Origin of the sequence: Tessaracoccus lacteus, assembly GCF_029917005.1 — a bacterium.
Taxonomy (GTDB): Bacteria; Actinomycetota; Actinomycetes; order Propionibacteriales; family Propionibacteriaceae; genus Arachnia; species Arachnia lactea.
Genome location: NZ_CP123967.1, coordinates 1,986,727 through 2,009,918, shown reverse-complemented (window position 1 = coordinate 2,009,918; position 23,192 = coordinate 1,986,727). Strand labels below are relative to the sequence as shown.

The 23,192-nt window shown below is 69.6% G+C and carries 18 protein-coding genes and 2 tRNA genes; 15 read left to right on the top strand and 5 right to left on the bottom strand.

The features are described from left to right. Genes QH948_RS09310 through QH948_RS09300 form a run of 3 tightly spaced genes read left to right on the top strand, consistent with a single transcriptional unit; the run spans position 1 to position 4,516 of the window. Positions 1-714 carry a beta-phosphoglucomutase family hydrolase gene (locus tag QH948_RS09310; protein ID WP_281144150.1) on the top strand — a complete coding sequence of 238 codons (714 nt, stop codon included), beginning with the start codon at positions 1-3 and terminating at the stop codon, positions 712-714. Then, entirely contained in the window at positions 714-3,218 is a 2,505-nt protein-coding gene (locus QH948_RS09305; RefSeq protein WP_438874139.1) for a glycoside hydrolase family 65 protein, read from the top strand. Before QH948_RS09310 ends, QH948_RS09305 begins: the two co-directional genes overlap by 1 nt. After that, entirely contained in the window at positions 3,218-4,516 is a 1,299-nt protein-coding gene (locus tag QH948_RS09300; protein ID WP_281144148.1) for a hypothetical protein, read from the top strand. Before QH948_RS09305 ends, QH948_RS09300 begins: the two co-directional genes overlap by 1 nt. A 38-nt stretch (positions 4,517-4,554) precedes the next feature. On the opposite strand, the gene QH948_RS09295 is transcribed toward QH948_RS09300, so the two are convergent. After that, on the bottom strand, positions 4,555-5,994 hold the full coding sequence (locus QH948_RS09295) for a DUF222 domain-containing protein (protein WP_281144147.1): 1,440 nt from the start codon (positions 5,992-5,994) through the stop codon (positions 4,555-4,557). 228 nt (positions 5,995-6,222) lie between these two features. Here QH948_RS09295 and QH948_RS09290 point away from each other — a divergent pair, with 228 nt between their 5' ends. Together QH948_RS09290 and QH948_RS09285 are read left to right on the top strand one after the other, a co-directional pair. Continuing rightward, complete coding sequence (locus tag QH948_RS09290) at positions 6,223-6,579, top strand: hypothetical protein (RefSeq protein ID WP_281144146.1); 357 nt, start codon at positions 6,223-6,225, stop codon at positions 6,577-6,579. 89 nt (positions 6,580-6,668) lie between these two features. Then, a complete protein-coding gene (locus QH948_RS09285) occupies positions 6,669-7,616 on the top strand; it encodes a DUF4349 domain-containing protein (RefSeq protein WP_281144145.1) in 948 nt (315 codons plus the stop codon). Positions 7,617-7,645: 29 nt separating this feature from the next. Here QH948_RS09285 and QH948_RS09280 read toward each other — a convergent pair. Beyond that, positions 7,646-7,718: transfer RNA gene (locus QH948_RS09280), tRNA-Pro, on the bottom strand. Between the two features lie 42 nt (positions 7,719-7,760). After that, positions 7,761-7,831, bottom strand: a tRNA-Gly gene (locus QH948_RS09275). A gap of 194 nt (positions 7,832-8,025) precedes the next feature. On the opposite strand from QH948_RS09275, the gene QH948_RS09270 reads away from it, so the two are divergent. From QH948_RS09270 to QH948_RS09240, 7 genes are all read left to right on the top strand, one after another. Beyond that, a complete protein-coding gene (locus tag QH948_RS09270) occupies positions 8,026-9,054 on the top strand; it encodes a LacI family DNA-binding transcriptional regulator (RefSeq protein ID WP_281144144.1) in 1,029 nt (342 codons plus the stop codon). Between the two features lie 73 nt (positions 9,055-9,127). Continuing rightward, the gene (locus QH948_RS09265) at positions 9,128-10,453 is read left to right on the top strand and encodes an ABC transporter substrate-binding protein (protein ID WP_281144143.1); all 1,326 of its coding nucleotides are present in this window, start codon (positions 9,128-9,130) and stop codon (positions 10,451-10,453) included. A 78-nt stretch (positions 10,454-10,531) separates the two neighbouring features. After that, the gene (locus QH948_RS09260; RefSeq protein WP_219083731.1) at positions 10,532-11,449 is read left to right on the top strand and encodes a carbohydrate ABC transporter permease; all 918 of its coding nucleotides are present in this window, start codon (positions 10,532-10,534) and stop codon (positions 11,447-11,449) included. 5 nt (positions 11,450-11,454) lie between these two features. Beyond that, positions 11,455-12,282, top strand: coding sequence for a carbohydrate ABC transporter permease (locus QH948_RS09255; RefSeq protein WP_281146175.1), 828 nt, complete (start codon positions 11,455-11,457; stop codon positions 12,280-12,282). A 16-nt stretch (positions 12,283-12,298) separates the two neighbouring features. Next, positions 12,299-15,088: an alpha-L-rhamnosidase gene (locus tag QH948_RS09250; RefSeq protein ID WP_281144142.1), complete on the top strand. Its 2,790-nt coding sequence runs from the start codon at positions 12,299-12,301 to the stop codon at positions 15,086-15,088. Continuing rightward, positions 15,075-17,474: a glycoside hydrolase family 3 C-terminal domain-containing protein gene (locus tag QH948_RS09245; RefSeq protein WP_281144141.1), complete on the top strand. Its 2,400-nt coding sequence runs from the start codon at positions 15,075-15,077 to the stop codon at positions 17,472-17,474. Before QH948_RS09250 ends, QH948_RS09245 begins: the two co-directional genes overlap by 14 nt. 4 nt (positions 17,475-17,478) lie before the next feature. Beyond that, positions 17,479-18,390: a DMT family transporter gene (locus QH948_RS09240; protein WP_281144140.1), complete on the top strand. Its 912-nt coding sequence runs from the start codon at positions 17,479-17,481 to the stop codon at positions 18,388-18,390. A gap of 135 nt (positions 18,391-18,525) precedes the next feature. Here QH948_RS09240 and QH948_RS09235 read toward each other — a convergent pair whose 3' ends face one another. Both QH948_RS09235 and QH948_RS09230 read right to left on the bottom strand, forming a co-directional pair. Then, positions 18,526-18,654, bottom strand: coding sequence for a hypothetical protein (locus tag QH948_RS09235; RefSeq protein ID WP_281144139.1), 129 nt, complete (start codon positions 18,652-18,654; stop codon positions 18,526-18,528). Positions 18,655-18,736: 82 nt separating this feature from the next. Then, the gene (locus tag QH948_RS09230; protein ID WP_281144138.1) at positions 18,737-19,666 is read right to left on the bottom strand and encodes a patatin-like phospholipase family protein; all 930 of its coding nucleotides are present in this window, start codon (positions 19,664-19,666) and stop codon (positions 18,737-18,739) included. Between the two features lie 112 nt (positions 19,667-19,778). Here QH948_RS09230 and tig point away from each other — a divergent pair, with 112 nt between their 5' ends. From tig to QH948_RS09215, 3 genes are all read left to right on the top strand, one after another. Next, positions 19,779-21,173: a trigger factor gene (tig, locus tag QH948_RS09225; RefSeq protein ID WP_281144137.1), complete on the top strand. Its 1,395-nt coding sequence runs from the start codon at positions 19,779-19,781 to the stop codon at positions 21,171-21,173. Positions 21,174-21,291: 118 nt separating this feature from the next. Beyond that, entirely contained in the window at positions 21,292-22,452 is a 1,161-nt protein-coding gene (locus tag QH948_RS09220) for an AI-2E family transporter (RefSeq protein ID WP_281144136.1), read from the top strand. A 102-nt stretch (positions 22,453-22,554) separates the two neighbouring features. After that, positions 22,555-23,151, top strand: a complete 597-nt coding sequence (locus tag QH948_RS09215) for an ATP-dependent Clp protease proteolytic subunit (RefSeq protein ID WP_219084204.1) — start codon at positions 22,555-22,557, stop codon at positions 23,149-23,151. Positions 23,152-23,192 lie beyond the last annotated feature (41 nt).

Sequence of the window (23,192 nt, the reverse complement as noted above, 5' to 3'; positions counted from 1 at the left end):
ATGGAAATGCGTGAATACGGTGCCGTGCTGTTCGATCTCGACGGGGTGCTGACACCCACGGCCGAGGTGCACATGCAGGCGTGGAGCGACATGTTCAACGCCTTCCTCGCCTCCAGGGGGGTCGAGGCCGACTACACGGACGAGGACTACTTCCGCCACGTCGACGGCAAGCCCCGATACGACGGCGTTCGCGACTTCCTCGCGTCGCGCGGGATCGAGTTGCCGTTCGGAACCCCGGGGGATGAGCCGGAGCTCGAGACCATCTGCGGGCTTGGCAACCGCAAGAATGACGCCTTCAACGCGGTGCTCGAGCGCGACGGCATCGCGCCGTACCCCGGCTCGCTGGCGCTGATCGAGCAGCTCGCCGCGGCCGCGGTGCCGATGGCGGTCGTGTCCTCGTCGAAGAACGCCCCCGCGGTGCTCGAGGCGGCGGATCTGACGGACTTCTTCCCCGTGATCGTCGACGGGAACGTCGCGCACGCCGAGAACATCGCCGGCAAGCCGGCGCCCGACACCTACCTCCGCGCGGCGCAGCTGTTCGGGGTCGACCCCGACGACGCGATCGTCGTGGAGGACGCGGTCTCCGGCGTCGCCGCCGGCGCCGCCGGCGGCTTCGCCCACGTCGTCGGCGTCGACCGCGGCGTCGGCAGGCAGGAGCTGCTCGATGCGGGTGCCGACATCGTGGTCGCGGATCTCGGGGAGCTGGTGCGATGATCCGCGAGGTCTCGTCCGACCCGATGGACCGCCTCCGGTTCCCGGCCGACGAGTGGCGCCTGGTCGAGATCGAGCCGAACGAGGGCGACGTCGGCACCACGGAGACGCTGTTCTCGGTCGGCAACGGCTATCTCGGCATGCGCGGCAACCCGGAGGAGGGCCGCACCAGCTACGCGCACGGCACGTTCATCAACGGCTTCCACGAGACGTGGCCCATCAAGCACGCCGAGGAGGCCTTCGGTTTCGCCCACACCGGGCAGACCATCGTGCATGTCCCCGACACCATGCTGATGAAGGTCTACGTCGACGACGAGCCTCTCATCATCAACGTCGCCGACCTCGACTCCTACGAGCGCGCCCTCGACTTCCGCGAGGGCAGGCTCACCCGCGACATCGTCTGGCGCACCCCAGCCGGCAAGCGCGTCCAGATCCGCACGTCGCGCATGGTCTCCTTCACCGACCGTCACCTCGCGCTGATGCAGATCGAGGTGACGCTGCTCGAGGGCGACGCGCCCGTCGTCATCGCGTCGCAGATCGTCAACCGGCAGGACGGGTACACCGATTACCGGCGCCCCGACAGCTCCGTCGAGGGCTGGGACCCGCGGCGCGCCGCCGGCAAGCTGGCCGAGCGGGTGCTGATCCCACAGATGAAGTGGCAGCACGGCAAGCGGACGGTGATGGGTTATCAGGTGGCCCGCTCCGGCATGACGCTCGCGGTCGGTGCCGACCACTACATCGACACCGACAGCGAGTTCGAGACCGTCAGCTCCGTCGAGGACGACCTCGGCAAGGTGGTCTTCCGCGTCAACGCCCGCGAGGGGGTGCCGATCACGGTCAGCAAGGCCGTGGCCTACCACACGTCGCGCGGCGTGCCCTGCAACGAGCTCAACGACCGCTGCCGCCGCACGCTCGACCGCGTGCAGGAGCACGGCTTCGAGCACTTCTACATCCAGCAGCAGCAGTGGCTCGACGAGTTCTGGCGCGAGAGCGACGTGGAGATCGAGGGCCAGCCCGCCATCCAGCAGGCCGTCCGGTGGTGCCTGTTCCAGCTCGCGCAGGCGACCGCCCGCAGCGACCAGCTCGGCATCCCCGCCAAGGGGCTGAGCGGCTCCGGCTACGAGGGCCACTACTTCTGGGACACCGAGATCTACCTGGTGCCCTTCCTGATCTACACGTCCCCTCGCGTGGCACGCAACGTGCTGCGGTTCCGCGTCGGCCTGCTGCCGCAGGCCCGGGAGAGGGCCCAGGTGATGTCGCAGCGCGGCGCGTTGTTCCCATGGCGGACCATCAACGGAGAGGAGGCGTCCGCCTACTACGCGGCCGGCACCGCGCAGTACCACATCGACGCCGACGTGGCCTTCGCCTTCGCGAAGTACCGGGACCTCACCGGTGATGTCGGGTTCATGTACCGCGACGGTGCCCCGGTGATGGTGGAGACGGCGCGGCTGTGGGCCGACCTGGGGTTCTGGCGCTCGGACAAGGACGGCTCAAGGTCGTTCCACATCCACGGCGTCACCGGCCCCGACGAGTACACCGCCGTGGTCAACAACAACATGTTCACCAACGTGATGGCGCGCGCGAACCTCCGCAGCGCCGCGATGCTGATGCGGGAGATGCAGATCGCCGACCCCGCAGCCTACGAACGGGTCTGCCACTCACTGCTGCTCACCGAGGACGAGATCGAGGAGTGGGAGCAGTGCGCCGAGAGCATGGTGGTGCTGTTCGACGAGACGTTCGGCATCCACCCCCAGGACGAGAAGTTCCTCACCTCCGAGCTGTGGGACCTCGAGAACACGCCCGACGACAAGCGTCCGCTACTGCTCAACTACCACCCGCTGGTGATCTACCGGTTCCAGGTGCTGAAACAGGCCGACGTCGTGCTGGCCCTGTTCCTGCAGGGGGACCAGTTCACCCGCGAGGAGAAGAAGGCCGACTTCGAGTACTACGACCCGATCACGACGGGCGACTCGACGCTGTCCGGCGTCGTCCAGTCGGTGATGGCGGCCGAGGTCGGGTATCACGACATGGCCGTGCAGTACTTCCTGTCCGGGCTCTACGTGGACCTCGCCGACCTGCACTCCAACGCCCGCGACGGAGTTCACATCGCCTCGACGGGTGGCGTGTGGAACGCGCTGATCTACGGCTTCGCCGGCATGCGTGACCACAACGGGCAGGTCACCTTCGATCCGCGGCTCCCGGACGACTGGCCGTCCATGACGTTCCCGCTGGCCATCCGCGGCTCGCGCGTCCGCGTCCGGCTGGAGGCCGAGCAGATCACCTTCACGCTCGAGAAGGGTGATCCTGTCGAGGTGTCGGTGCGCGGTGAGGCCGTCGTCGTAGGGGCCGACCTGCCTGTGTCGGTTGAACTGCACGGCCAGGGTGGAAGGCTGCAGTCGCTGCAGGGCAGTCACCCGCTCATCGGAGGTCGTCGCCCGGACGGGTCGGTGATCCAGGCGGTCGTGCCGGAGTCGCACCCCCAGGAGATCGTGGTGGACGAGGGCTGATGACTGTCGAACTATCCGGCGCCGCCCCCGAGGTCTTCGACTCCCGCATCACCACCGACGTCGTGGAGCTCGTCGGCTCGGGCCGGCTGCGGCGCCTGGGGATCGAGTTCGGGCAGGGGTGGCTGACGCCCCGCGAGTCGTCCGACGGCGTCGGCATCGACGTCGAGCACGAGGTTGGGGCGAGGGCCAGCGTCCGGATCCGCCCCGGGCGTCGCGTGCGCATCGAGCTGACGGTCGAGTCCATCGTCGAGGACGTCATCACGGTCCATGGTCCCGTCATGTGGGTGAGAGGCGAGAACGAGCCGATCAGCTGGCATGCGGGGGCGACAGCCGAGATCGTGCTGCCGTCGGAGCACGGCCCCGGCCTGCTGACCCAGCGGCGCGGGATCTCGACGCCCGGCGGCGAGCCCGGCATGTCCTACCCGTTGGATGAGGAGCTGAGCCTCAGGCCGCGCCAGGCCATGAGCGCCGCGTGGACCTACGAGGCGTTCCCCGGCGGGCTGCTGGACGTGCCTGCCGAGCCGGGCTGGCTGCCCCTCGTGCGTCACGTGCCCACCGGCCGCGCCGTCGAGATCAGCGCCCCTGACGGGCTGGTGCAGCTCGTCGGCGACGGCACCGTCGAGGACGTCGACGGCGAGTTCGAGGTCTACCCGCCGGAGGGGCTGACCGCAATGGAGGTGTGGGGCCCGAGCGGCCGCACGCTCGTGGAGGTCGGCGCCTACGAGGACCTCGCTGTGCTGCGCCGACGGCTCGTTGAGGAACAGGGATCGGATGACGTGTGGGCGTACGTCGCCGCCCGATCGCTCGCCGAGGGCCCGTTCAGCGACGGCGTGCTGGATCGGATCGACTGGGCCCTCGGCGCCTACGAGGACGAGCCGACGGCCTGGTCCGTGTGCGCCTCCCTGCTCGCCAGCCACGTCGGCCTGCCCTTGACGGAGCAGGCGCAGCGCGGAGCGGCGGAGGTGCTGTCGCGTGGGGGAGTGGACGACGCACTCCTGCTCGCCCTGCACGGTCTCGCGCCCGCGGAACTGCTCACGGGCGGGTGGCCTATCGGGGACTTCGGCCAGCGTGGTCTCGAGGCCCTCGCCCGGTTGAGCTACGGGCGGATCCACACGGACGGACGCCGCGAGCGTGGCCGCGACGTCGCCGTGGCGCGGCTGTATGCGGCGGGGCTGGGGGAGACGGAGCGCGGCCTGCATGCCGCCGCCTGCGCCCAGGGCGCGGAGGGACGGCTGATGTGCCTGCTGACCACCAGACCGGATCCCCTTGACCTGGCCTGGCTGTCGGTGGGTGCGTAGGCACGCCGCCGACCCGCGAAGTCGAACGACCTGCCCGGTCAGGGCCCGTTCTCGGACTCGGTCCCCCAGTGGGTGACCCGGTAGCGGTAGCCGAGCGGGCTGATCCAGTACGCCACACCCGGCGACGGCTGATACAGCTTCCACGACCCGGCGGTCTTGGCGCGGTGCGGGCGGCGACGCACCGGGAACAGGTTCCCGATCCGCGTCTGACCCTTCGTCCAGTGGGCACCGTGTTCGAAAGTGACGGTGTGGTCGATGTCGAGGGAACGGCTGTCGCGGTCGGAGAACGGGAACATCTCGGTGGGGAAGGCCAGCCGGACGGCCTCGCGCATGCGTGGGCTGGGCCGGTAGCCGTCTTGGGGCGGCAGCTCGGGAAGGTCGATGACTGGGCGGACGGCGATCCCGACACCGTCGCCGCCGATGCCCTCTCCGAGCAGTTCGGTCAGCAGTGCAGTGGTGATGTGCCCGGCGCGCTCGATGCGGGCGGCCCCCGTCAGGGTGCCGACGGCATCGCTGTGGATATGCACGACGACGTCGACCTGCGGCCGCAGGTCGGCCGGGTCGACCGTGATGGTGCCGCACAGCTCTCCGTGGCACACGGGCACGTCCTGCTCCTTGTCCGCCTCAGGGGTGGGCTCGGCGCCGGCAGGCGGTCGGTTGTCGGCGGGCACGCTGGTGCCGTCGGTCGGCAGGAGACGGGTCTCGTGGGGAGACGCCTCGTCGATCAGGGCGGGCTGTGCCGCCCCCTGGAGGAGTCTCAGCGCGTAGGCCGGGTGGGCGAGTGCGCCGACGGCCTTGGCCCGCAGCTGATCCCGATCCAGGTCTGGGTGGGCTTCCCCGAGCAGCTCCGCCATCCGGTCGAGCTGGGCGTCGAAGTACAGGCCGTCGAGGGAGTCCAGCTTGCCCGACAGAGCGGAGACGCCGTCCTGTGCCGGCCACAGCCACACGCCGCGACCCTCCCTGGCCTTGGCCTCTGCCCGGGCCGCGGCCTCGGCGTCCACCTCGATGATCAGCTGCTCCGCCAGCTTGAGCGACCCTGAGTAGGTCAGGCGGTGCTGGAGGCGCAGCCAGCGCCTCGAGACCTCGGCGGCCGACTCCTCGCACAGGCCGTGGCAGCGGTGCGCGACGGCCAGTGCGCGGTGCGCGTCGACCTCGAGCGCCTGCACCGCGTCGTACAGGGAGCGGTGCCGGTGCTTGAGATCAAGGGCGTCGGCGAGCTGGCCGTTCGCGGCCTGTTCGGAGCAGCCGAGGAGGGGCCCGAGCTCCAGCCCTATGAACTCGGAGACCAGCGGCGTCCCTGCACCGCCGATCGTCGTCAGCTGCGAGGCGAGGGCCTCGACGACCTCGTCGAACTCGACCTCATAGGCCTCGGCCAGCGTGCAGAGGAAACCGATCCGGTTGGCGTCCGCCTGCCGACGGGCGTGTAGGGACGCGCGCAGCCCCTCGGCCGCCTGCCTAGCGATCTCCTGCTTCCCCATGCTCCAAGGCTAGGCGGCCCCACCGACAAAAAGAACTGGTGCACGAATCCTGTGGATAACCCTACGTGCACTAGGTTCTGGCCCATGGAGTTGACGCATCGCGTGAAGCGGATGTGAGCTCGGCCACGTCTGGACGCCTCTGATCGGCTTCTCCAGCGCTGTGTGCGGTCACCTGGGCATGGATCTCCGTGGCACGCGCATCACATCGCTGAGCGCTACTCCCTCCTGATGATCATCACGCTCGGCGAAGTGATCGTCGGGACGGTCACGGCCGTCTCCGCCGCGGTCGAGGAACACGGCTGGACCTTGGAGGCGGTCGCGGTCGCAGCCGCGGGAACGTTGCTGGCCTTCGGGATGCTGGCGGTGCTCTACGACGCGCTTGTCCGCCGCGTCCACGGCCTGCACCTGCTGATGTTCGTCGTCGCGGTCGTGGTGATGGCGCTGGCCGTCGTCGTGTCGCTGTCCGGGGTCGGGGTCGGCGTGACGCTGCTGATCACGTCGCTCGCCCCGCTCGTGCTGGTCGTCGGTTACGAGGCCGGCGGGCACCGCAAGGCTGCGGCCGACCTGCTACGCCTGGACGCCTGACAAGCCGCGATACGAAACCCCAGGGGAATATTGTGGGTAGGCTGTCAGGAACCCATCCAGTCTGCCTGGTGCCGACCCGAGGAGGCGCGATGATGCGTTCACTACCGATACGGAGGGCGTTGGCGGCCGTGCTGGCCGTCCTCGGTTCCCTCGCCCTCGTGGCCTGCTCCGGCTCCGGCGCCGGCTCCGGGTCCGACTCAGCAGCGGTCGAGCCCGCCCGCGACGGGGCGCTCAACATGCCGGCTGACGACACGGGCGACTCCGGGGGAGGAGAAGAGGAGTCCGGGGCAATGGTCATCCGGACCAAGACGATGCGGCTGGAGGTCTCGAGCACCGCCGACGCCGTCGACCGGGTCCGCGAGATCACCCGCAGCCACGAGGGCACGGTCTCCAGCATGCAGGTGGCCTCCGGCGACGAGTGGATCTACCACTACGACGAGACAGGCAACATCGTCGGCGACGGCACAGCGGTGCGCGGCTGGGTGACAGTGCGGGTGCCCACGGACTCCTACGAGGACTTCGTGGCCGAGGTCGGGGATCTGGGCACCATCAGATACCAGAGCGAGTCCACCGACGACGTCACCCAGGAGCACGTCGACATGTCAGCGCGGCTAGCGAACCTCAAGGCCCAGGAGACGCGGCTTCGCGAGTTCTTCGACGCTGCCAAGGACGTCGACGACATGCTCGCGATCGAGGAGGAGCTCGGCAGGGTCCGCGGCGAGATCGAGTCTCTCGACGCCCAGATCACCTATCTCGAGCGCCAGGCCGCCATGGCGACCGTCTCCGTCGAGCTGGTGGAGCCCGACGACATCGTCACCCCGGCGGGGGAGTCGTGGGGTTTCGCCGATGCGATCACCTCCGGCATCCGCGGCGCGGCGGCGGTGCTGACCGGGGCGCTCACGGTGGTCATCGCCAGCGCACCTGTCTGGCTGGCCGGACTTGCGGTGTTCCTCGTCGTCCGGTCCGTTCGCCGCCGCCGACGCGCGGCCTCGCCCGCGCCAGAATCGTCGGAGGAGGAGCCGCTGCAGGCCTCGTAGCGGACTCCCTCCGCGAAAGCCGAGGTTCGTCGGGGCGACAGGACTCGAACCTGCGGTCTCCTGCTCCCAAAGCAGGCGCGCTAGCCACTACGCTACGCCCCGTGTGCGTCGGGCCCGGCCGAAATGACCGGGCCCGACGACTCGAGCGGATGACGGGAATCGAACCCGCGTAGCTAGTTTGGAAGACTAGGGCTCTACCATTGAGCTACATCCGCAGAACCGTCGGCCAGTCTAGCAGCGCTGCTCTGGCCCGCGCACTTTCGTCCTGTCTGGCCCCCTGTCGCCACAGCGGCCCGGCCCGGCTCCTCCGTTATTGAATCGTTACAAGCGAGCTCTTGCCAGTGCTTCGTAGAACCATCTACGCTCGTTCGTAGATGGTTCTACACACTCAACGTTGAGGGAGGCAGCCGTGAGCTCTACACGCAGCACCGTCACGATCGACGATGTCGCCCGCGCCGCCGGCGTTTCCCGCGCGGCGGTGTCCAAGGTGATCCGGAACGCCTACGGAGTCAGCGACGCGATGCGCGTGAAGGTCCAGGCGGCCATCACCGAGCTCGACTACCGCCCCAGCGTTGCCGCCCGCGCGATGCGCGGCACGAGCTACACGCTGGGCATCGAGCTGCCGAACATCACCAACCTCTTCTTCTTCGACGTCACCTCCCACATGACCACCGCGCTGTCCGGGACTCCCTACGAACTGATCCTCGCCCCCGTGGGCAAGCGTGGCGCCGCTCATCACGAGGCGATCCAGCGGCTCGCCGACCGACACGTGGCAGGGCTGGCCGCGTTCTCCCCGCTGGTGGCGACCGACTGGCTGGAAGACTTCGCCTCGCGCACGCCGCTCGTCATGATCGGCCGTCACGACGCCTCGCTCAACTACGACACGGTGGTCAACGACGACGCGCTCGGCGCGCGGCTCGTCGTGGAGCACCTGGTGGCGCTGGGGCACCGCGACATCGCGCACCTGACCATCCCGCGGGAGGACCAGGGCTACCTGGCCGAGGCTCCACACGCCGTGCGTGCCCAGGGATTCCTGGACGCCATGGCGGCCGCCGGGCTGGGGGACAGGGCGCGCGTCGTGCACGCCCGCCAGGACGTCGAGGCGGTCCGGGCCGCGACCTGGGCGCTCCTCGACAGCGACAACCCACCGACCGCCATCTTCGCCGGCCATGACGAACTCGCACTGTTCGTGCTGCAGGCCGCTGCCGAACGTGGCCTCAACTCGACGGACCTGTCCGTCGTCGGCTACGACGATGCGGACATCAGCTCGCATCCCCTGATCTCCCTGACCACCGTCAACCAGTCCGCCGCCAAGTTCGGCGAACGGGTTGCCCGACTGCTGCTCGAACGCATCGAGGGCCGCCGCGACGCGGTCCACGAAGTGATCGTGCCGAAACTTGAGGGCCGCGGCTCCACCACGGCCCCCAAGCACCGCTGAATCACCAGCATCCCTTCCACAGAAACACGGCGACCACACAGCGGTGGCGCCATTATCCCAAAGGAATCCCCAAGTGTCCCATCACCCCATTCGGCGGGCTGCGGTCATCGCAGTGGCGTCCGTCTCAGCGCTTGCACTCGGCGCCTGCTCCGCGGGCTCCCTGGTCAACCCCACGGAGTCGTCCTCGGCGGGCAAGACCACCCTCACGATCCTCATGGACAGCTCGACCCAGACCACGACCCAGGGCAAGGCCATCGCCGACGGGTTCAACGCCTCGCAGGACGAGATCGAGGTCAAGATCGAGACGCGCCCGGAGGGGACCGACGGAGACAATGTCGTCAAGACCCGCCTCGCAACGGGCGAGATGACCGATCTCTTCCAGTACAACTCCGGCTCCCTGATGCAGGCCCTCGATCCGGCGACGAACATGGTCTCCCTGACGGACCAGGATTTCATCGCCAACCTTGACGAGTCCTTCGTCACCTCCGTCACCGCGGACGAGCAGGTCTACGGTGTGCCCTTCGGGCAGCTGATGGCCGGCGGCATCTACTACAACAAGAAGGTCTACGCTGACCTCGGGCTGAGCGTTCCCAAGACCTGGGACGAGTTCATGGCCAACAACGCCAAGATCAAGGAGGCGGGCATCGACCCCGTCATCCAGACCTACGGTGACACGTGGACGTCGCAGTTGTTCGTGCTGGCTGACTTCCACAACGTGCTGTCGGAGCAGCCCGACTGGGCGGAGAAGTACACCGCCAACCAGGCGAAGTACGTCGACGAGCCCGCCATCAAGGGCTTCGAGCGCCTTCAGGACGTCTACGACGCCGGCTACCTGAACAAGGACTTCGCCTCCGCGAAGCTGACCCAGGGCCTGCAGCAGCTCGTCGACGGCACGGGCGCCCAGTACCCGAGCCTCACCTTCACCATCACGTCGTACCTTGAGCTGGCCGACGATGCTGCGGAGAACATCGGCTTCTTCGCGCAGCCGGGCGACGACGCCGCAACCAACGGGCTCACGTCCTGGAGCCCTGCCGCGCTGTACATCCCGAGCACAACGACGGGTGACAAGCTCGACGCGGCGAAGAAGTTCCTCGCCTGGGTGGCCACGCCCGAGGCCTGTGACGCGCTGACCGCCGCCATGGATCCGACCGGTCCCTACGCCGTCAAGGGCTGCGCCCTGCCCGACGGACTCCCGGCCGCGGTGACCGACATGCAGGCCTACTACGACAACGGCAACGTGAGCCCAGCGCTCGAGTTCCTGTCCGCGGTCAAGGGCCCGAACCTGGAGAAGATCACCGTCGAGGTCGGCTCCGGCATCACGACGGCCGCCGACGGCGCCGCCCGCTACGACGAGGACGTCAAGAAGCAGGCCCAGCAGCTGGGTCTCGAAGGCTGGTGATGCGACCGAGGGGGGCCGCCGCACCGCGGCCCCCCTCGGCCCCGCCCGCCGTCCCACCTCCGCAGAGAGTTGTCCCCCATGCATTCCGAAGCAACCGCGCGCCCGAAAACAGCCGCACCGAGGGCAGTGGCCCGCCACGTCGAGCGCTCCTACCCGCTGTGGTTCTACATTCCCGGCGGCCTGGTCTACGTCGTCCTCTTCATCGTCCCGACACTGCTCTCGTTCTACTTCGCGTTCACCCGCTGGACGCTGTTCGACTCCACCTTCGTCGGCTTCGACAACTTCATCCAGTTCTTCGCCGAGCCGGGACTCATCGGTTCCCTCAAGAACACGCTCGTCTACGGCGTGGTCACCTCGGCATCCAAGGTCGTCCTCGGGATGCTGCTGGCGGTCCTCCTGTCCGGCCCGATCATCGCGCGGGGCTACCTGCGCTCCGTGACCTTCTTCCCCGTGCTCGTCAGCGCGGTCGGCGTCGGCCTCACCTTCCAGGTCTTGCTCGACCCGTTCAACGGCGTCGTCAACCAGGTCTGGACCGCCATAACCGGGGCGGACGGCCCCGGCTGGCTGACCAACCCCGACCTCGCGCTCCTCTCGGTCGCCGCCATCGACGTCTGGAAGGGCGTCGGCCTGGCGACGCTGATCTACATCGCGGGCATCGCCGCCATCCCGAACGAGTATTTCGAGGCCGCCCGCGTCGACGGTGCGGGCGCGTGGCAGCAGTTCCGCAGCATCATCCTGCCGCTGTCCTTCCCGGCGACCTCCACCGTCATCCTGCTGTCGCTCATCGGGGGGCTCCGGTCCTTCGACCTCATCTGGTCCACGACGCAGGGCGGCCCAGGCTTCAGCTCCGACGTCATCGCCTCGGTGATCTACAAGCAGTACCAGGCCGGCTTCTACGGGCTCAGCACGGCGGGCAACGTCATCCTGTTCCTCGTCGTCACGGCGATCGTCTACCCGTTGTCCCGCTGGCTCAACTCGAAGGAGACCTCGCTGTGAACACCATGCGCAAGTCCGCCCGCTGGGGCATCGGCATCGGCGGCATCCTCTTCACCACGGTGTTCTTCCTCGTGCCGTTCGCGTTCATCTTCACGATGTCCGCCAAGACCGGACCCGAGGCGGCACGGCTGCAGTTCAGCTGGCCGACCGAGTTCGTCCTGTGGGAGAACATCGTCGCCGTCTTCCAGGCCCGCAACTACATGCTCATCGTGGCCTTCATCAATTCGTTCACGCTGACGGTGTTCTCCGTCGCGCTCATGGTCGTGTTCGGCGCCATGGTCGCCTACGTCCTCGACCGCCGGAAGAGCAAGCTGAACGGCCTCATCAACGCCGCCATCCTCGCCGGCCTCATCGTGCCGCCCGCCGTCGTGCCCACCATCTGGGTCATGCAGTCGCTCGGCATCTTCAAGACGCTCTTCGGGCTCATCCTGATCGAGGTCGCATTCGGGCTGTCGTTCACCATCCTGGTGATGCGCGCGTTCATCGCGACCATCCCGAGGGAGATCGACGAGGCGGCCATCGTCGACGGCGCCGGCCCGCTCAGGCTGTTCTTCCGGGTGATCCTCCCGCTGCTCAAGCCGACGATCGTCACCATCGTGGTCGTGCAGTCGATCTTCGTCTTCAACGACTTCCAGAACCCTCTCTACTTCCTCCCCGGGGACGCGAACGCCACCGTGCAGCTGACGCTGTTCAACTTCCAGAGCCAGTTCGTCACGTCCTACAACCTCCTGTTCACCAACATCCTCGTCATCACGATCCCGATGCTCGTGATGTACCTCATCTTCCAGCGCCAGATCGTCTCCGGCATGACCGCCGGCGCCGTCAAGGGCTGAGCCCGGAAGGACATCCATGCCACACATCGAAGTCGCCTCCCCCCGCCTCGAGCACGGTCCCGCCGTCGCCGCGAACCCGACTCCGCGCATCTCGTGGGTCACGACCACGGCCCCCGACGGCTGGCGCCAGCTGGCCGCCGAGGTCTCGTTCGCCACCGATGACCGCACAGTGACCGTGACCCTGGAGGGTCCCGACCAGGTCCTCGTCGCCTGGCCCTTCGCGCCCCTGGCGCCCCGGCAGCGCGGGGAGTTGAAGGTTCGGGTCCGGGGAGAGGAGGGCTGGTCGCCGTGGAGCGCACCCGCCCCCGTCTGGGCGACGTTCCTGGGCGCCGACGAGTGGCAGGCGTCGTTCGTCGGGCTGCCTGACCCGGTGCGCCAGGCGCAGCCCGCCGTGCTGCGTCGGGGCTTCACCGTCCGGGAGGGCCTGACCAACGCCATCTGGTACGCCACCGCCCACGGCGCCTACCAGGCGCGCGTGAACGGGACGGAGGTGGACGACCAGATCCTCAAGCCGGGCTGGACCCCGTACCAGTTCCGCCTCGTCCACGAGACGACCGACGTCACCAGCCTGCTCCAGACGGGGGAGAACTCCCTCGACATCTCCCTGACCGGCGGCTGGTACTGCGAGGAGTTCGGGTTCCAGGGGCAGTCGGCGCCGTTCTACGGCGACCAGCCGAGCGTCGCCGGACAGCTGAGGCTCGAATATGCGGACGGCAGCACGGAGTGGATCGTCACCGACGGGTCGTGGCATGCCAGCGGATCGGGCCCGCTCGTTTCCGCAGGCCTCTACGTCGGGGAGACCTACGACGCGCGCCGCACGGCCACCGACTGGGGGCCCGCGGCCGTCCGGGACGCCGGTGTGAAGCCGGGCCCGAGGACGTCGCCCGCGGTGCGGGTCACCGGGACCGTGCCTGTGCAGGAGGTCATCACCTCGCCGAGCGGCCGGACGATCCTCGACTTCGGCCAGAACCTCGTCGGCCGGCTGCGGATCACGGTCCGTGGCGAGGCCGGCGACGTGGTGACGCTGCGTCACGCCGAGGTCCTGGAGGACGGGGAGCTCGGCGTCAGGCCGCTGCGCCGCGCCACCTCGACCGACCGCTACACGCTGGTCGGGGACGGGGAGGAGAGCTACGCGCCGACGTTCACGTTCCACGGCTTCCGCTACGCGGAGGTCAGCGGCTGGCCCGGCGAGTTCGACCCGGCCGACGTCGTGGCGGAGGTCGTCGGCTCCGACCTGCGCCGCACCGGCTGGTTCGAGTGCTCCGACTCCCGGGTCAACAGACTGCACGAGAACGTGGTCTGGGGGATGCGCAGCAACTTCCTCTACCTGCCCACCGACTGCCCGCAGCGCGACGAGCGCCTCGGGTGGACCGGCGACATCCAGGTGTTCGCCCCCACCGCCAGTTTCCTCTTCGACTGCGACGCGTTCCTGGCCTCCTGGCTGGAGGACCTCGCGCTCGAGCAGCGAGCCGCGGGCGGCGTACCGTTCATCGTCCCCGACGTGCTGGGCTCGGGCACCGTCCCGGCCGCGGCGTGGGGTGACGCCGCGACCGTGGTGCCGAGCGTCCTGTACGAGCGCTTCGCGGACCGCGTCGTCGTGGAGCGGCAGTACCCGTCCATGCAGGCCTGGGTCGAGCAGCTGCTGGCCATCGCGGGGGAGCGGCGCCTGTGGGAGGGCGGCTTCCAGTTCGGCGACTGGGTGGACCCCGACGCCCCGCCGGAGGACCCGGCCAAGGCCAAAGCCGACCCCGACCTGGTGGCCAGCGGGTACCTCTACCGCTCGACGACGCTGCTGGCCAGGGCCGCGGCGCTTCTGGGGAAGGACGCCGAAGCCGCCCACTACGCGGCGGTCGCCGAGGAGGTGCGCGCGGCCTGGCAGCGGGAGTACGTGACGCCGGCCGGCCGGCTGCTCTCGGACGCGCAGACCGCCTACGCACTCGCCATCGAGTTCGGGCTCGTCGACGGGGAGCTCCGCGCCCAGATGGGGGACCGCCTTGCCGACCTCGTCCGCCGCGACGGCTACCACATCGGCACCGGCTTCGTCGGCACACCGATCATCGCCGACGCGCTGAGCGGCACGGGCCACATCGCGCAGGCCGGCCGCATGCTCCTGCAGACCGAGTGCCCATCGTGGCTCTACTCTGTGGAGATGGGCGCGACCACCATCTGGGAGCGCTGGGACTCGATGCTGCCGGACGGCTCCATCAACCCCGGCGAGATGACGTCGTTCAACCACTATGCGCTGGGCTCCATCGCCGATTGGCTGCACCGCGTCGTCGGCGGGCTCGCGCCCGCGGAGCCCGGCTTCCGTCGGGTGCGCCTCCAGCCGACCCCAGTGCCGGGCCTCGACTCGGCGTCGTCCACGTTCGACGGCCCGTACGGCCTCGTCAGCGTCGCGTGGCGGCGCGAGGGCGACGACCTGCTGGTGACCGCCCAGGTGCCGCCCAACACGACCGCGGACGTCGTGCTGCCGGGCCGGGACCCGTTCGAGGTCGCCTCTGGCAGCCATGAGTGGCGCGTCGCCTGGCCGCTTGACGAGACGGTGCCGGCAGCGGTCGACATCGACACCTCGCTCGCCGAGATCCAGGACGATCCGGAGGCCTACGCGGCCGTGATCGGGGCCTTCGAGGGCATCGATCCCGTCGTGGCCGAGGACTTCCGGCTGCGCACCCGGTGGCAGGCCAACCAGTCATTGCGCTCTGCGTTCGCGCTCATCTCGCCCACCGTGGCCGGTGCCGTGGCCGACGAGCTGGTGCGTCTGAACGAGCGTCGCGGCCTCGCGGAGGTCGTCGATGCACACGCCTGACCCACGCGTCGAGACGCTGCTGAAGGACCTGTCGCGCGCCGACCTGGAGGCCATCGCGCTCGGCGACTTCGCGCCGCTGGAGGCGCGCGGGCTGCCCGCGCCGGACTACGTCGACTCCGGCACGGGGCTGCGCGGCGTCGACGGCGCCACCGCCTTCCCGTGCGGCACCGCGCTCGCCGCGACCTTCGACGAGGGGCTGGCGGAGCGCTACGGCCGGGCCGTGGGCGTCGAGGCGCGCCGCGCCGGGTTCCCCGTGGTCCTCGGCCCGACGGTGGACCTTGCGCGCGACCCCGTCGGCGGCCGTGTAGGCGAGGCCTTCGGCGAGGACCCGTTCCTGTCGGGCCTCATCGGCGCGGCGCACGTCGTCGGGCTCCAGTCCGCGCACGTCATCGCACAGGTCAAGCACTACGTGGCCTACAACGGCGAGGCCCGCCGCACCGGCTTCGGCCGCGACGCGGAGCGCGGCGACTCCATGGACGTCGCGGTCGACGACGCGACGCTCCATGACGTGTATCTGCGGCCCTTCGAGGCCGCAGTCCGCGCCGGCGCGCTGTCCATGATGGGCTCCTACAACCGCGTCGGCGGCGCCTACGTGTGTGAGGACGCCGACCTGCTCGACATCCCGCGCCGGCTGTGGGGCTGGGAGGGGTTCTACTGCCCCGACTTCATCTTCGCCGTCCGCGACCCCGCACGGGCACTGGCTGCCGGCCTCGACCTCGGGGCCCTCGGCGGCGCCGGCGGGCGGACGGCCGACCTCGTGGCCGAGGCCCCCGAGGAGACCCTGCGCGCCCTGGTGCGGCACCTCGTCCACGCGCTGGTCTCCTCCGGCCTGGTCGACGACCCGCTGCCCACCCCGGGCCCGCCCTCGTCGCCGGACCACCTGGCGCTGGCCCGCGAGGTGGCCGTAGCCGGCAGCGTCCTGCTCCGCAACGACGGCGTCCTGCCCCTCGGGGCGGGGCTGCGCCGCGTCGCCGTCATCGGCCCCGCCGCCGACGACGCCCTGTACGTCGGTGGGGGAGCGGCCTCCGTGACCCTGACCCCGGAGCGGCTCGTCACCCCTGTCGACGCGCTGGCGGCCCGCCTCGACGCCGAGGTGGTCACCGCGCAGGGATCGCTCGGCGACGGGGCGCTGCCCGTCGTCCCCGCCTCCGCGTGGCAGCTGCCCGACGGCTCCGGCCCCGGCGTGCTCGTCGAGTTCGCCGACGGCGACACCGTCGAGCACGAGCTCGTCGACCGCATCGACCACCAGCTGCCGCCGGGCGCGACGCGCTGGCCGCGCCTCTGGCGGGCCCGCCTCCTCCCGCCGGTCGACGGCGCGCACCGGATCAGCCTCTCGTTCGGCGGCCAGGCCCGCCTGCGGATCGGATCCGAGATCGTCATCGACGCCTGCCGCGAGGCGGAGCGCTTCATCCACGGGCCGTTGTACCCCGCGCAGGCCGTGGTGCGCCTGACGGCGGGCGTGCCGGTGGACGTCGAGATCGACTACGACAACGGCCCCGCCATCGAGATCCCGCCCATGGGCATCACGCCGACCTTGCGCCTTGGCTGGCAGCCGCCGGACGGCCTGATCGACGAGGCCGTCGCGCTCGCGTCGGGCTCGGACGTGGCGGTCGTCGTCGTCAACGCCGCCGCGGGCGAGGGCATGGACCGTGACGGTCTCGCGCTGCCGGGGGACCAGGACGAGCTCGTCGCCCGCGTCGCCGCTGCCAACCCACGCACGGTCGTGGTGGTCAACGCCCCCGGCGCCGTCCTCATGCCCTGGGCGGAGGACGTGGCCGCGATCGTGCAGGTCTGGTACCCGGGCGAGCAGTTCGGCCCCGCCCTGGCGGACATCCTCTCGGGCGACCGGGAGCCCGGCGGGCGCCTGCCCCTGACGATCCCGTTCACCCGCGGCCAGCTGCCGGGCAGCCGGTCGGCCGGCGAAGTGCCAAAGACCCTCTACTACACGGCGGACGGCGGCATCGGCTACCGGTCGCCCGCAGTGCTGGCCGAGGGGGCCGCCTTCCCGTTCGGCTTCGGGCTCGGCTACTCGGGCACGGAGGCCACCGCCTCGGCCCGGGCCGACGGCGACTCGCTCACCGTCACGGTGACCGCCACGAATCTGGGCGGGCGGCCGACCTGTCACGTCGCGCAGGTCTACGTCTCGGCGGACGGCGTCGGGGCCCGTGAGCTCGCGGGCGTCGTGCGGATCCCGCTCGACATCGGCGCCACCGCGGCCGGCAGCGTGACCATCGATCCGCCGCTCCGCTGGGACGCCGCCGCCGGCCGGAGGCTGCCCTTGGCGGGCGCCCACACCGTCGCCGTGGCTCAGCACAGCGCGGACCCGGGCACGGTGTTCACATTTGACGGCCGTCGAAGGGAGCCTTCCGCGGCGCCCGTAGGCTGAGCTCATGACAACGCGATCGCACCCGGGCGCCACCCTGGGTGTGCTCGCGCTGCTTGTCACGTCGATCCTGTGGGGCACGACCGGCACCGCAGCGACGTTCTCGACGGCCGGCCCGCTGGCCATCGGAGCGGCGTCTCTGGGCATCGGCGGGCTGCTGCAGGCCGCCGTGGCGGTGCCGCAGCTACGCGCTGAGCGCCGGGCGCTCGGGCGTCGTTGGCGGCTGCTGGCGATGGGCGGCGTCTCGGTGGCCGTCTACCCGCTCGCCTTCTACTCCGCCATGCACCTGGCCGGCGTGGCCGTCGGCTGCGCCGTCGCGCTGGCGTCCGCGCCGCTGTTCGCCGGTCTACTCGAGGTCGCCGTGGACCGCGCGCGGCTCACCCGCTGGTGGGGGCTGGCGGCCGCGCTGGGTGTGGTCGGCAGCGCGCTGCTGAGCCTCGCCGAGGTGGGCGAGTCGCGGCAGGCCGCCCTCGAGACGGCGCTCGGCGTCGGCCTCGGGATGCTCGCGGGCCTCACCTATGCCACGTACTCGTGGGTGGCGCGCACGCTGATGCGCGACGGCGTGACCCGCTCAGCCTCGATGGGTGCGGTGTTCGGGGTCGGCGGCCTGCTGCTGATGCCCGTGCTCGCGATCACCGGCGCCCCGCTGCTCGCGAGCGGCCAGAACCTGGCCGTTGCCGCCTACATGGCGCTCGTGCCCATGTTCCTCGGCTACGTCCTGTTCGGCTTCGGCCTGACTCGGGTGCAGGCCAGCACCGCAACGACCGTGACGCTCGCCGAGCCGGCCGTCGCGGCGCTGATGGCCGTCTGGATCGTGGGGGAGCGACTCCCGCTCATGGGCTGGGTCGGCCTGGTGCTGATCGGGGCCGTCCTCGTCATCCTGGTCGTTGCCCCGACCAACCGCAGCGATGTCAGTTGATCGAGCACGCGGCAGAAACGACGCCCGGAGGCGGAGTGCCAGGTCGTCACGTCGGGACTGGTGCGCAGGGTGGCCTCGACGTGACGCTGCGCCCTGGACGAGCAGACCCGGGCAGCTGCCCGGCGTAACCACGGGTCAGCGTTTGGTGAAGCGCCCCAGCAGGAAGGCCCCGACGAGGAGGAGTAGCAGGATCAACCCGCCGCATAGCCCAGCGACGATCCAGTCGCCCCCGATGAGCGGACCAAGTTCGACTTCCATACTCATCAGTACATCTTCGCAGTGAGAGCGCCGCCGGAGGCGATTTGTGATGAGAGCGTCTGCGTGTGGCTCCCGAGTCCCTTTGCGGTCAGGCTGGAGACACGATGTGGCTGGTGCGCCCAGGCAGTCCCAGGAACTCCCGGATCGCCGGGGCCTCGCGCCGGCCCTGGGCAAGCGCGGCGTCGTAGACCGAGGCGAGGCGGGTGACGTTGCGCTCCGAGTTCTCGATGGGCATCGCGTCGGGGAACACGAGGTACGCGCGGCCCTGCCGTTCCAGCTCCAGCAGCCGGTCCAGCGTGGCGTTGTAGTTCCCCGGTCGCGCGAGCAGCGCCCGCGCCACGGCCGGGTAGCGGCGGAACAGCGCCCGGAAGGTCCGGGGCGTCCGCACGGCGCCCTTCCGGTAGCCGCGCTCCCGGGTGAGCACGACGAGGAACTTCGAGAACCCGTCGTCCTCGGCCGCGTCCAGGGCGATCCCCCCGGTCGGCCCGAGCGCCCCGTCGACGAAGTCCACCCCGTCGACCGTGGTGATGGGCATCAGCAGCGGCATGGTCGACGAGGCCCGGACCCGCTTCATGAGAGCCCCGACGGGCTGGAGGTCCTCGTTGCCCCAGTAGACCATCTCGCCGTCGAAGCAGCGGAAGCCGCCGACGCGCAGCTGGGCGGGGTTGGCCGTGAACGTCGCATAGTCGAGCGGCAGCGGCTCATCCGGCCCGGAGGTCTGCTCGTAGATCCACTCGGAGTGGAACATGCCCTTGCCGCGCACCCAGGTCCGCAGGTCGCCGAAGCGGGGGTCCGCCGCGATGTCGACGAATGACCGGCGCCCGCGTTCCGCGTCGCGGGAGGCGTAGTTGACCAGGCAGCTCGACCCCGCGGAGATGCCGCCGACCCAGCCGCAGAACACCTCGGCCTCCAGCAGCGCGGTCAGGATGCCCGTCGAGAAGCTGCCCCGCATGCCGCCTCCCTCGAAGATCAGGGCCGTGTCGGGGGCGGTGGGGATCAGGTCGGTCGCGGTGGGCACATCGTGCATCCTACGGGCCCCGCCGCTGGCGACGATGAGGGCCAATTGGTGGAGGTGGCGCGAGCCGATAGACTGGCGGGCGGTAATCACTCACACTCCCAGGAGTCCATTCGTGCCTAGCACTGTTGAGAAGCTGAGCCCGACGCGGGTCAAGCTCACCGTCGAGATCCCGTTCACCGATCTCAAGCCCCACCTTGACAAGGCCTACAAGGGGATCGCCGACCAGGTCACCATCCCCGGCTTCCGCAAGGGCAAGGTCCCCGCAGCCGTCATCGATCAGCGGTTCGGCCGTGGCGCGGTGCTCCAGGAGGCCATCAACGAGGCCATCCCGTCGGCGTACAACGCGGCCATCGAAGAGGCCGAGGTCACCCCGATGGCCCAGCCCGAGGTCGAGGTCACCAAGCTGGAGGACAACGACCTGGTCGAGTTCACCGCCGAGGTGGACGTCCGCCCCGAGGTCACCCTCCCCGACTTCGCCGAGGTCACCACCTCCGTCGAGAACGCCGCCGATGTCGAGGAGCTCGTGGGAGAGCGCATCGAGATCCTGCGCCAGCGCTTCGCGACGACCACCGAGGTCGAGCGCGCCGCCGCCGAGGGCGACGTCGTCAACATCGACCTGGTCGCGTCGCAGGACGGCACCGAGCTTCCCGAGGCTACCGCCGAGGGCGTGTCCTTCAAGATCGGTCAGGACACCAACATGCTCGAGGGCCTCGACGAGGCCGTCACCGGGCTGAAGGCCGGCGAGACCGCCACCTTCACCTCCACCCTCATGGGTGGCCAGTTCCGCGGCCAGGAGGCCGACATCACCGTGACCGTCAAGACCGTCTCGGAGCAGGAGCTCCCGGCCGTCGACGACGAGTTCGCCCAGCTCATCTCCGAGTACGACACGGTCGAGGAGATGATGGAGGACCTGCGCAAGGGTGCCGAGCAGCAGGTGAAGGCCGACCAGCTGGCCGACGCCCGCGACAAGGTCCTCGAGGCCGTCCTCGAGAAGATCGACTTCGAGCTGCCCGAGGGTGTCCTCACCCGCGAGCAGGAGGCCCGCCGCACCGAGGTCGAGCGCCAGCTCGCCGCCGGCGGCATGACCGTCGAGCAGTACCTCGAGAACGCCGAGGACGAGGACGCCGAGGACGAGGAGGCCTTCTGGGCCACCATCAACGAGCGCTCCGAGCAGGCCCTCAAGGCGCAGGTCGTCCTCGACGTGTTCGCCGACGAGAACAAGATCGACGTCTCGCAGCAGGAGCTGACCGAGCTGATCTTCCGCAAGGCGCAGCAGAACAACAGCTCCCCGCAGGACGAGATCAACCACATGATGGAGCATGGCCACATGCCCGAGTGGATGCAGGAGATCCGTCGGGGCAAGGCGCTGGCCGCCATCGTCGCCGCCGCGACCATCACGGACGCCGACGGCAACGTCATCGAGACCGAGGCACCCGAGGCCGAGGCTGTCGAGGAGGAGGCCGAGGAGGCCCCCGTCGTCGAGGTCGTCGAGTCCGAGGACAAGTGACCCAGCGGCACTGACCAGCTGAACGGATCGCCGTCGCCCCACCGGGGCGGCGGCGATCCGCCTTTCCTGCCCGTGGCGTCCCCATGGCTAGACTGCGAACCCGAGAGAGGGAGCCCGCATGTCTGACAAGCCCACCGACGAGGCCGTCGAGGCGCCGCAGGACGTCGACCTGGACGACGGGGACGTGGTCGACACGATCGACCACACCGAAGCGGTCGCGGTGCGTCCGTCGATCCCTGCGCTCGTGACGGCGGTCATCGTCGTCGCGGCCATCGCGTTGACGCTCGGCCTGCTGCAGGACCTGAGCAGCATCATCGCCCCGATCTTCCTGACGCTGAACCTGCTGATCGCCGCCTTCCCCATCTACACCTGGCTCGTGGCCAAGCGCTGCCCCCGGCTCGTCGCATCCCTGGTCACGGGACTCGCGGTGTTCGTCGTGCTCATCCTCGGGCTGGCGGCCATCGTCTGGTCCGTGACGAAGATGGTCCAGACCCTGTCGGGCTACACCGACCAGTTCGTCGCCATGTACGAGCAGTCCATCGCCTGGCTCGGGCAGTTCGGCTTCGACGAGTCGTCGCTGCTCAACTCTCTGAAGTCCATCTCGCCGTCGAGCGTCCTCGACTTCGCCGGAGGTCTGGTCTCCGGCACGTCGGCCGCCAGCGCCATGATCGTGGTGATCATCGTCATGATCGTGTTCATGGTGATGGATCTTCCGTCCGTCGGCGAGCGGCTCCGCGTGACGCAGCATCTGCACCCACGGTTCACCAACTCGATCACCGCCTTCGTGACCGGCATCCGCAGATACTGGCTCGTGACCACGGTCTTCGGCCTGATCGTCGCTCTGCTCGACGGTGTCGTGCTCCTCATCCTCGGCGTCTCCCTGCCGCTGGTCTGGATCGTGCTGGCCTTCATCACCAACTACATCCCGAACGTCGGTTTCGTGATCGGCCTTGTGCCTCCCGCGCTGCTCGCGCTCTTCGAGAAGGGGCCCGTCACGGCCCTGATCGTCGTCATCGCGTACTGCGTCCTGAACTTCCTCATCCAGTCGCTGATCCAGCCGAAGTTCACCGGCGACGCCGTCGGCATCACGCCGACCGTCTCCTTCATCTCTCTCCTGCTGTGGGCATGGGTCTTCGGCGCGCTGGGCGCCCTGATCGCGCTGCCGGCGACGCTGGCCGTCAAGGCGCTGCTGATCGACTCCGATCCGCGGCTGCGCTGGGTCAACGCGTTCATCAGCAACGAGCCGGAGGCCATCGCGCCGAAGCCCTCCGAGGGTTGACGGCTCACGCCTGCGGCGAACTTCGAGGCACAACCTTGGGTCCCTTGCAGATGCCGGTAGGTTAGGGGTGTGAATAAGCCCCGAATCGACGACGACATCCGCATGGCGGGGCCGGGTGCCGCGGCACTTGGCATGGCCGACAACGTGTACTCGGCGCTCCTGGCGAACCGCATTATCTTCCTCGGCTCCGAGGTGCGCGACGAGAACGCCAACGCGATCTGCGCGCAGATGCTGCTGCTCAACGCCGAGGATCCGCACAAGGACATCTACCTCTACATCAATTCCCCGGGCGGCTCCGTCGACTCCGGCATGGCGATCTTCGACACCATGCAGTGGATCAGCAACGACGTCGCCACCGTCGCGATGGGGCTGGCGGCCTCGATGGGCCAGTTCCTGCTGTCGGCCGGTACGCCCGGCAAGCGCTTCGCGCTGCCGCACAGCCGCATCATGATGCACCAGCCCTCCGGCGGCCTCGGGGGAACGGCCTCCGACATCCGCATCCAGGCTGAGCAGTCCCTCCACATCAAGAAGACGATGGCGGGCCTGATCGCCAAGCACACCGGCCAGACGCTCGAGCAGATCGAGGCGGACTCGGACCGCGACCGGTGGTTCACCGCAGAGCAGGCGCTCGAGTACGGGTTCATCGACCACGTTTACGAGCGCGCTTCCCAGATCAAGTCGGAGGCCCCGAACCAGTGATGATGACGAACTTCCACCCCCAGGGTGTTGCTCCCGCAGGA

Coding starts and splice junctions, on each gene's coding strand:
- QH948_RS09300 (WP_281144148.1), top strand. CDS start 3,218: ATGACTGTCGAACTATCCGGCGCCGCCCCCGAGGTCTTCGACTCCCGC.
- QH948_RS09250 (WP_281144142.1), top strand. CDS start 12,299: ATGCCACACATCGAAGTCGCCTCCCCCCGCCTCGAGCACGGTCCCGCC.
- QH948_RS09285 (WP_281144145.1), top strand. CDS start 6,669: ATGATGCGTTCACTACCGATACGGAGGGCGTTGGCGGCCGTGCTGGCC.
- QH948_RS09235 (WP_281144139.1), bottom strand. CDS start 18,654: ATGAGTATGGAAGTCGAACTTGGTCCGCTCATCGGGGGCGACTGGATC.
- QH948_RS09220 (WP_281144136.1), top strand. CDS start 21,292: ATGTCTGACAAGCCCACCGACGAGGCCGTCGAGGCGCCGCAGGACGTC.
- QH948_RS09290 (WP_281144146.1), top strand. CDS start 6,223: ATGATCATCACGCTCGGCGAAGTGATCGTCGGGACGGTCACGGCCGTC.
- QH948_RS09245 (WP_281144141.1), top strand. CDS start 15,075: ATGCACACGCCTGACCCACGCGTCGAGACGCTGCTGAAGGACCTGTCG.
- QH948_RS09255 (WP_281146175.1), top strand. CDS start 11,455: ATGCGCAAGTCCGCCCGCTGGGGCATCGGCATCGGCGGCATCCTCTTC.
- QH948_RS09295 (WP_281144147.1), bottom strand. CDS start 5,994: ATGGGGAAGCAGGAGATCGCTAGGCAGGCGGCCGAGGGGCTGCGCGCG.
- QH948_RS09215 (WP_219084204.1), top strand. CDS start 22,555: ATGGCGGGGCCGGGTGCCGCGGCACTTGGCATGGCCGACAACGTGTAC.
- QH948_RS09240 (WP_281144140.1), top strand. CDS start 17,479: ATGACAACGCGATCGCACCCGGGCGCCACCCTGGGTGTGCTCGCGCTG.
- QH948_RS09310 (WP_281144150.1), top strand. CDS start 1: ATGGAAATGCGTGAATACGGTGCCGTGCTGTTCGATCTCGACGGGGTG.
- QH948_RS09260 (WP_219083731.1), top strand. CDS start 10,532: ATGCATTCCGAAGCAACCGCGCGCCCGAAAACAGCCGCACCGAGGGCA.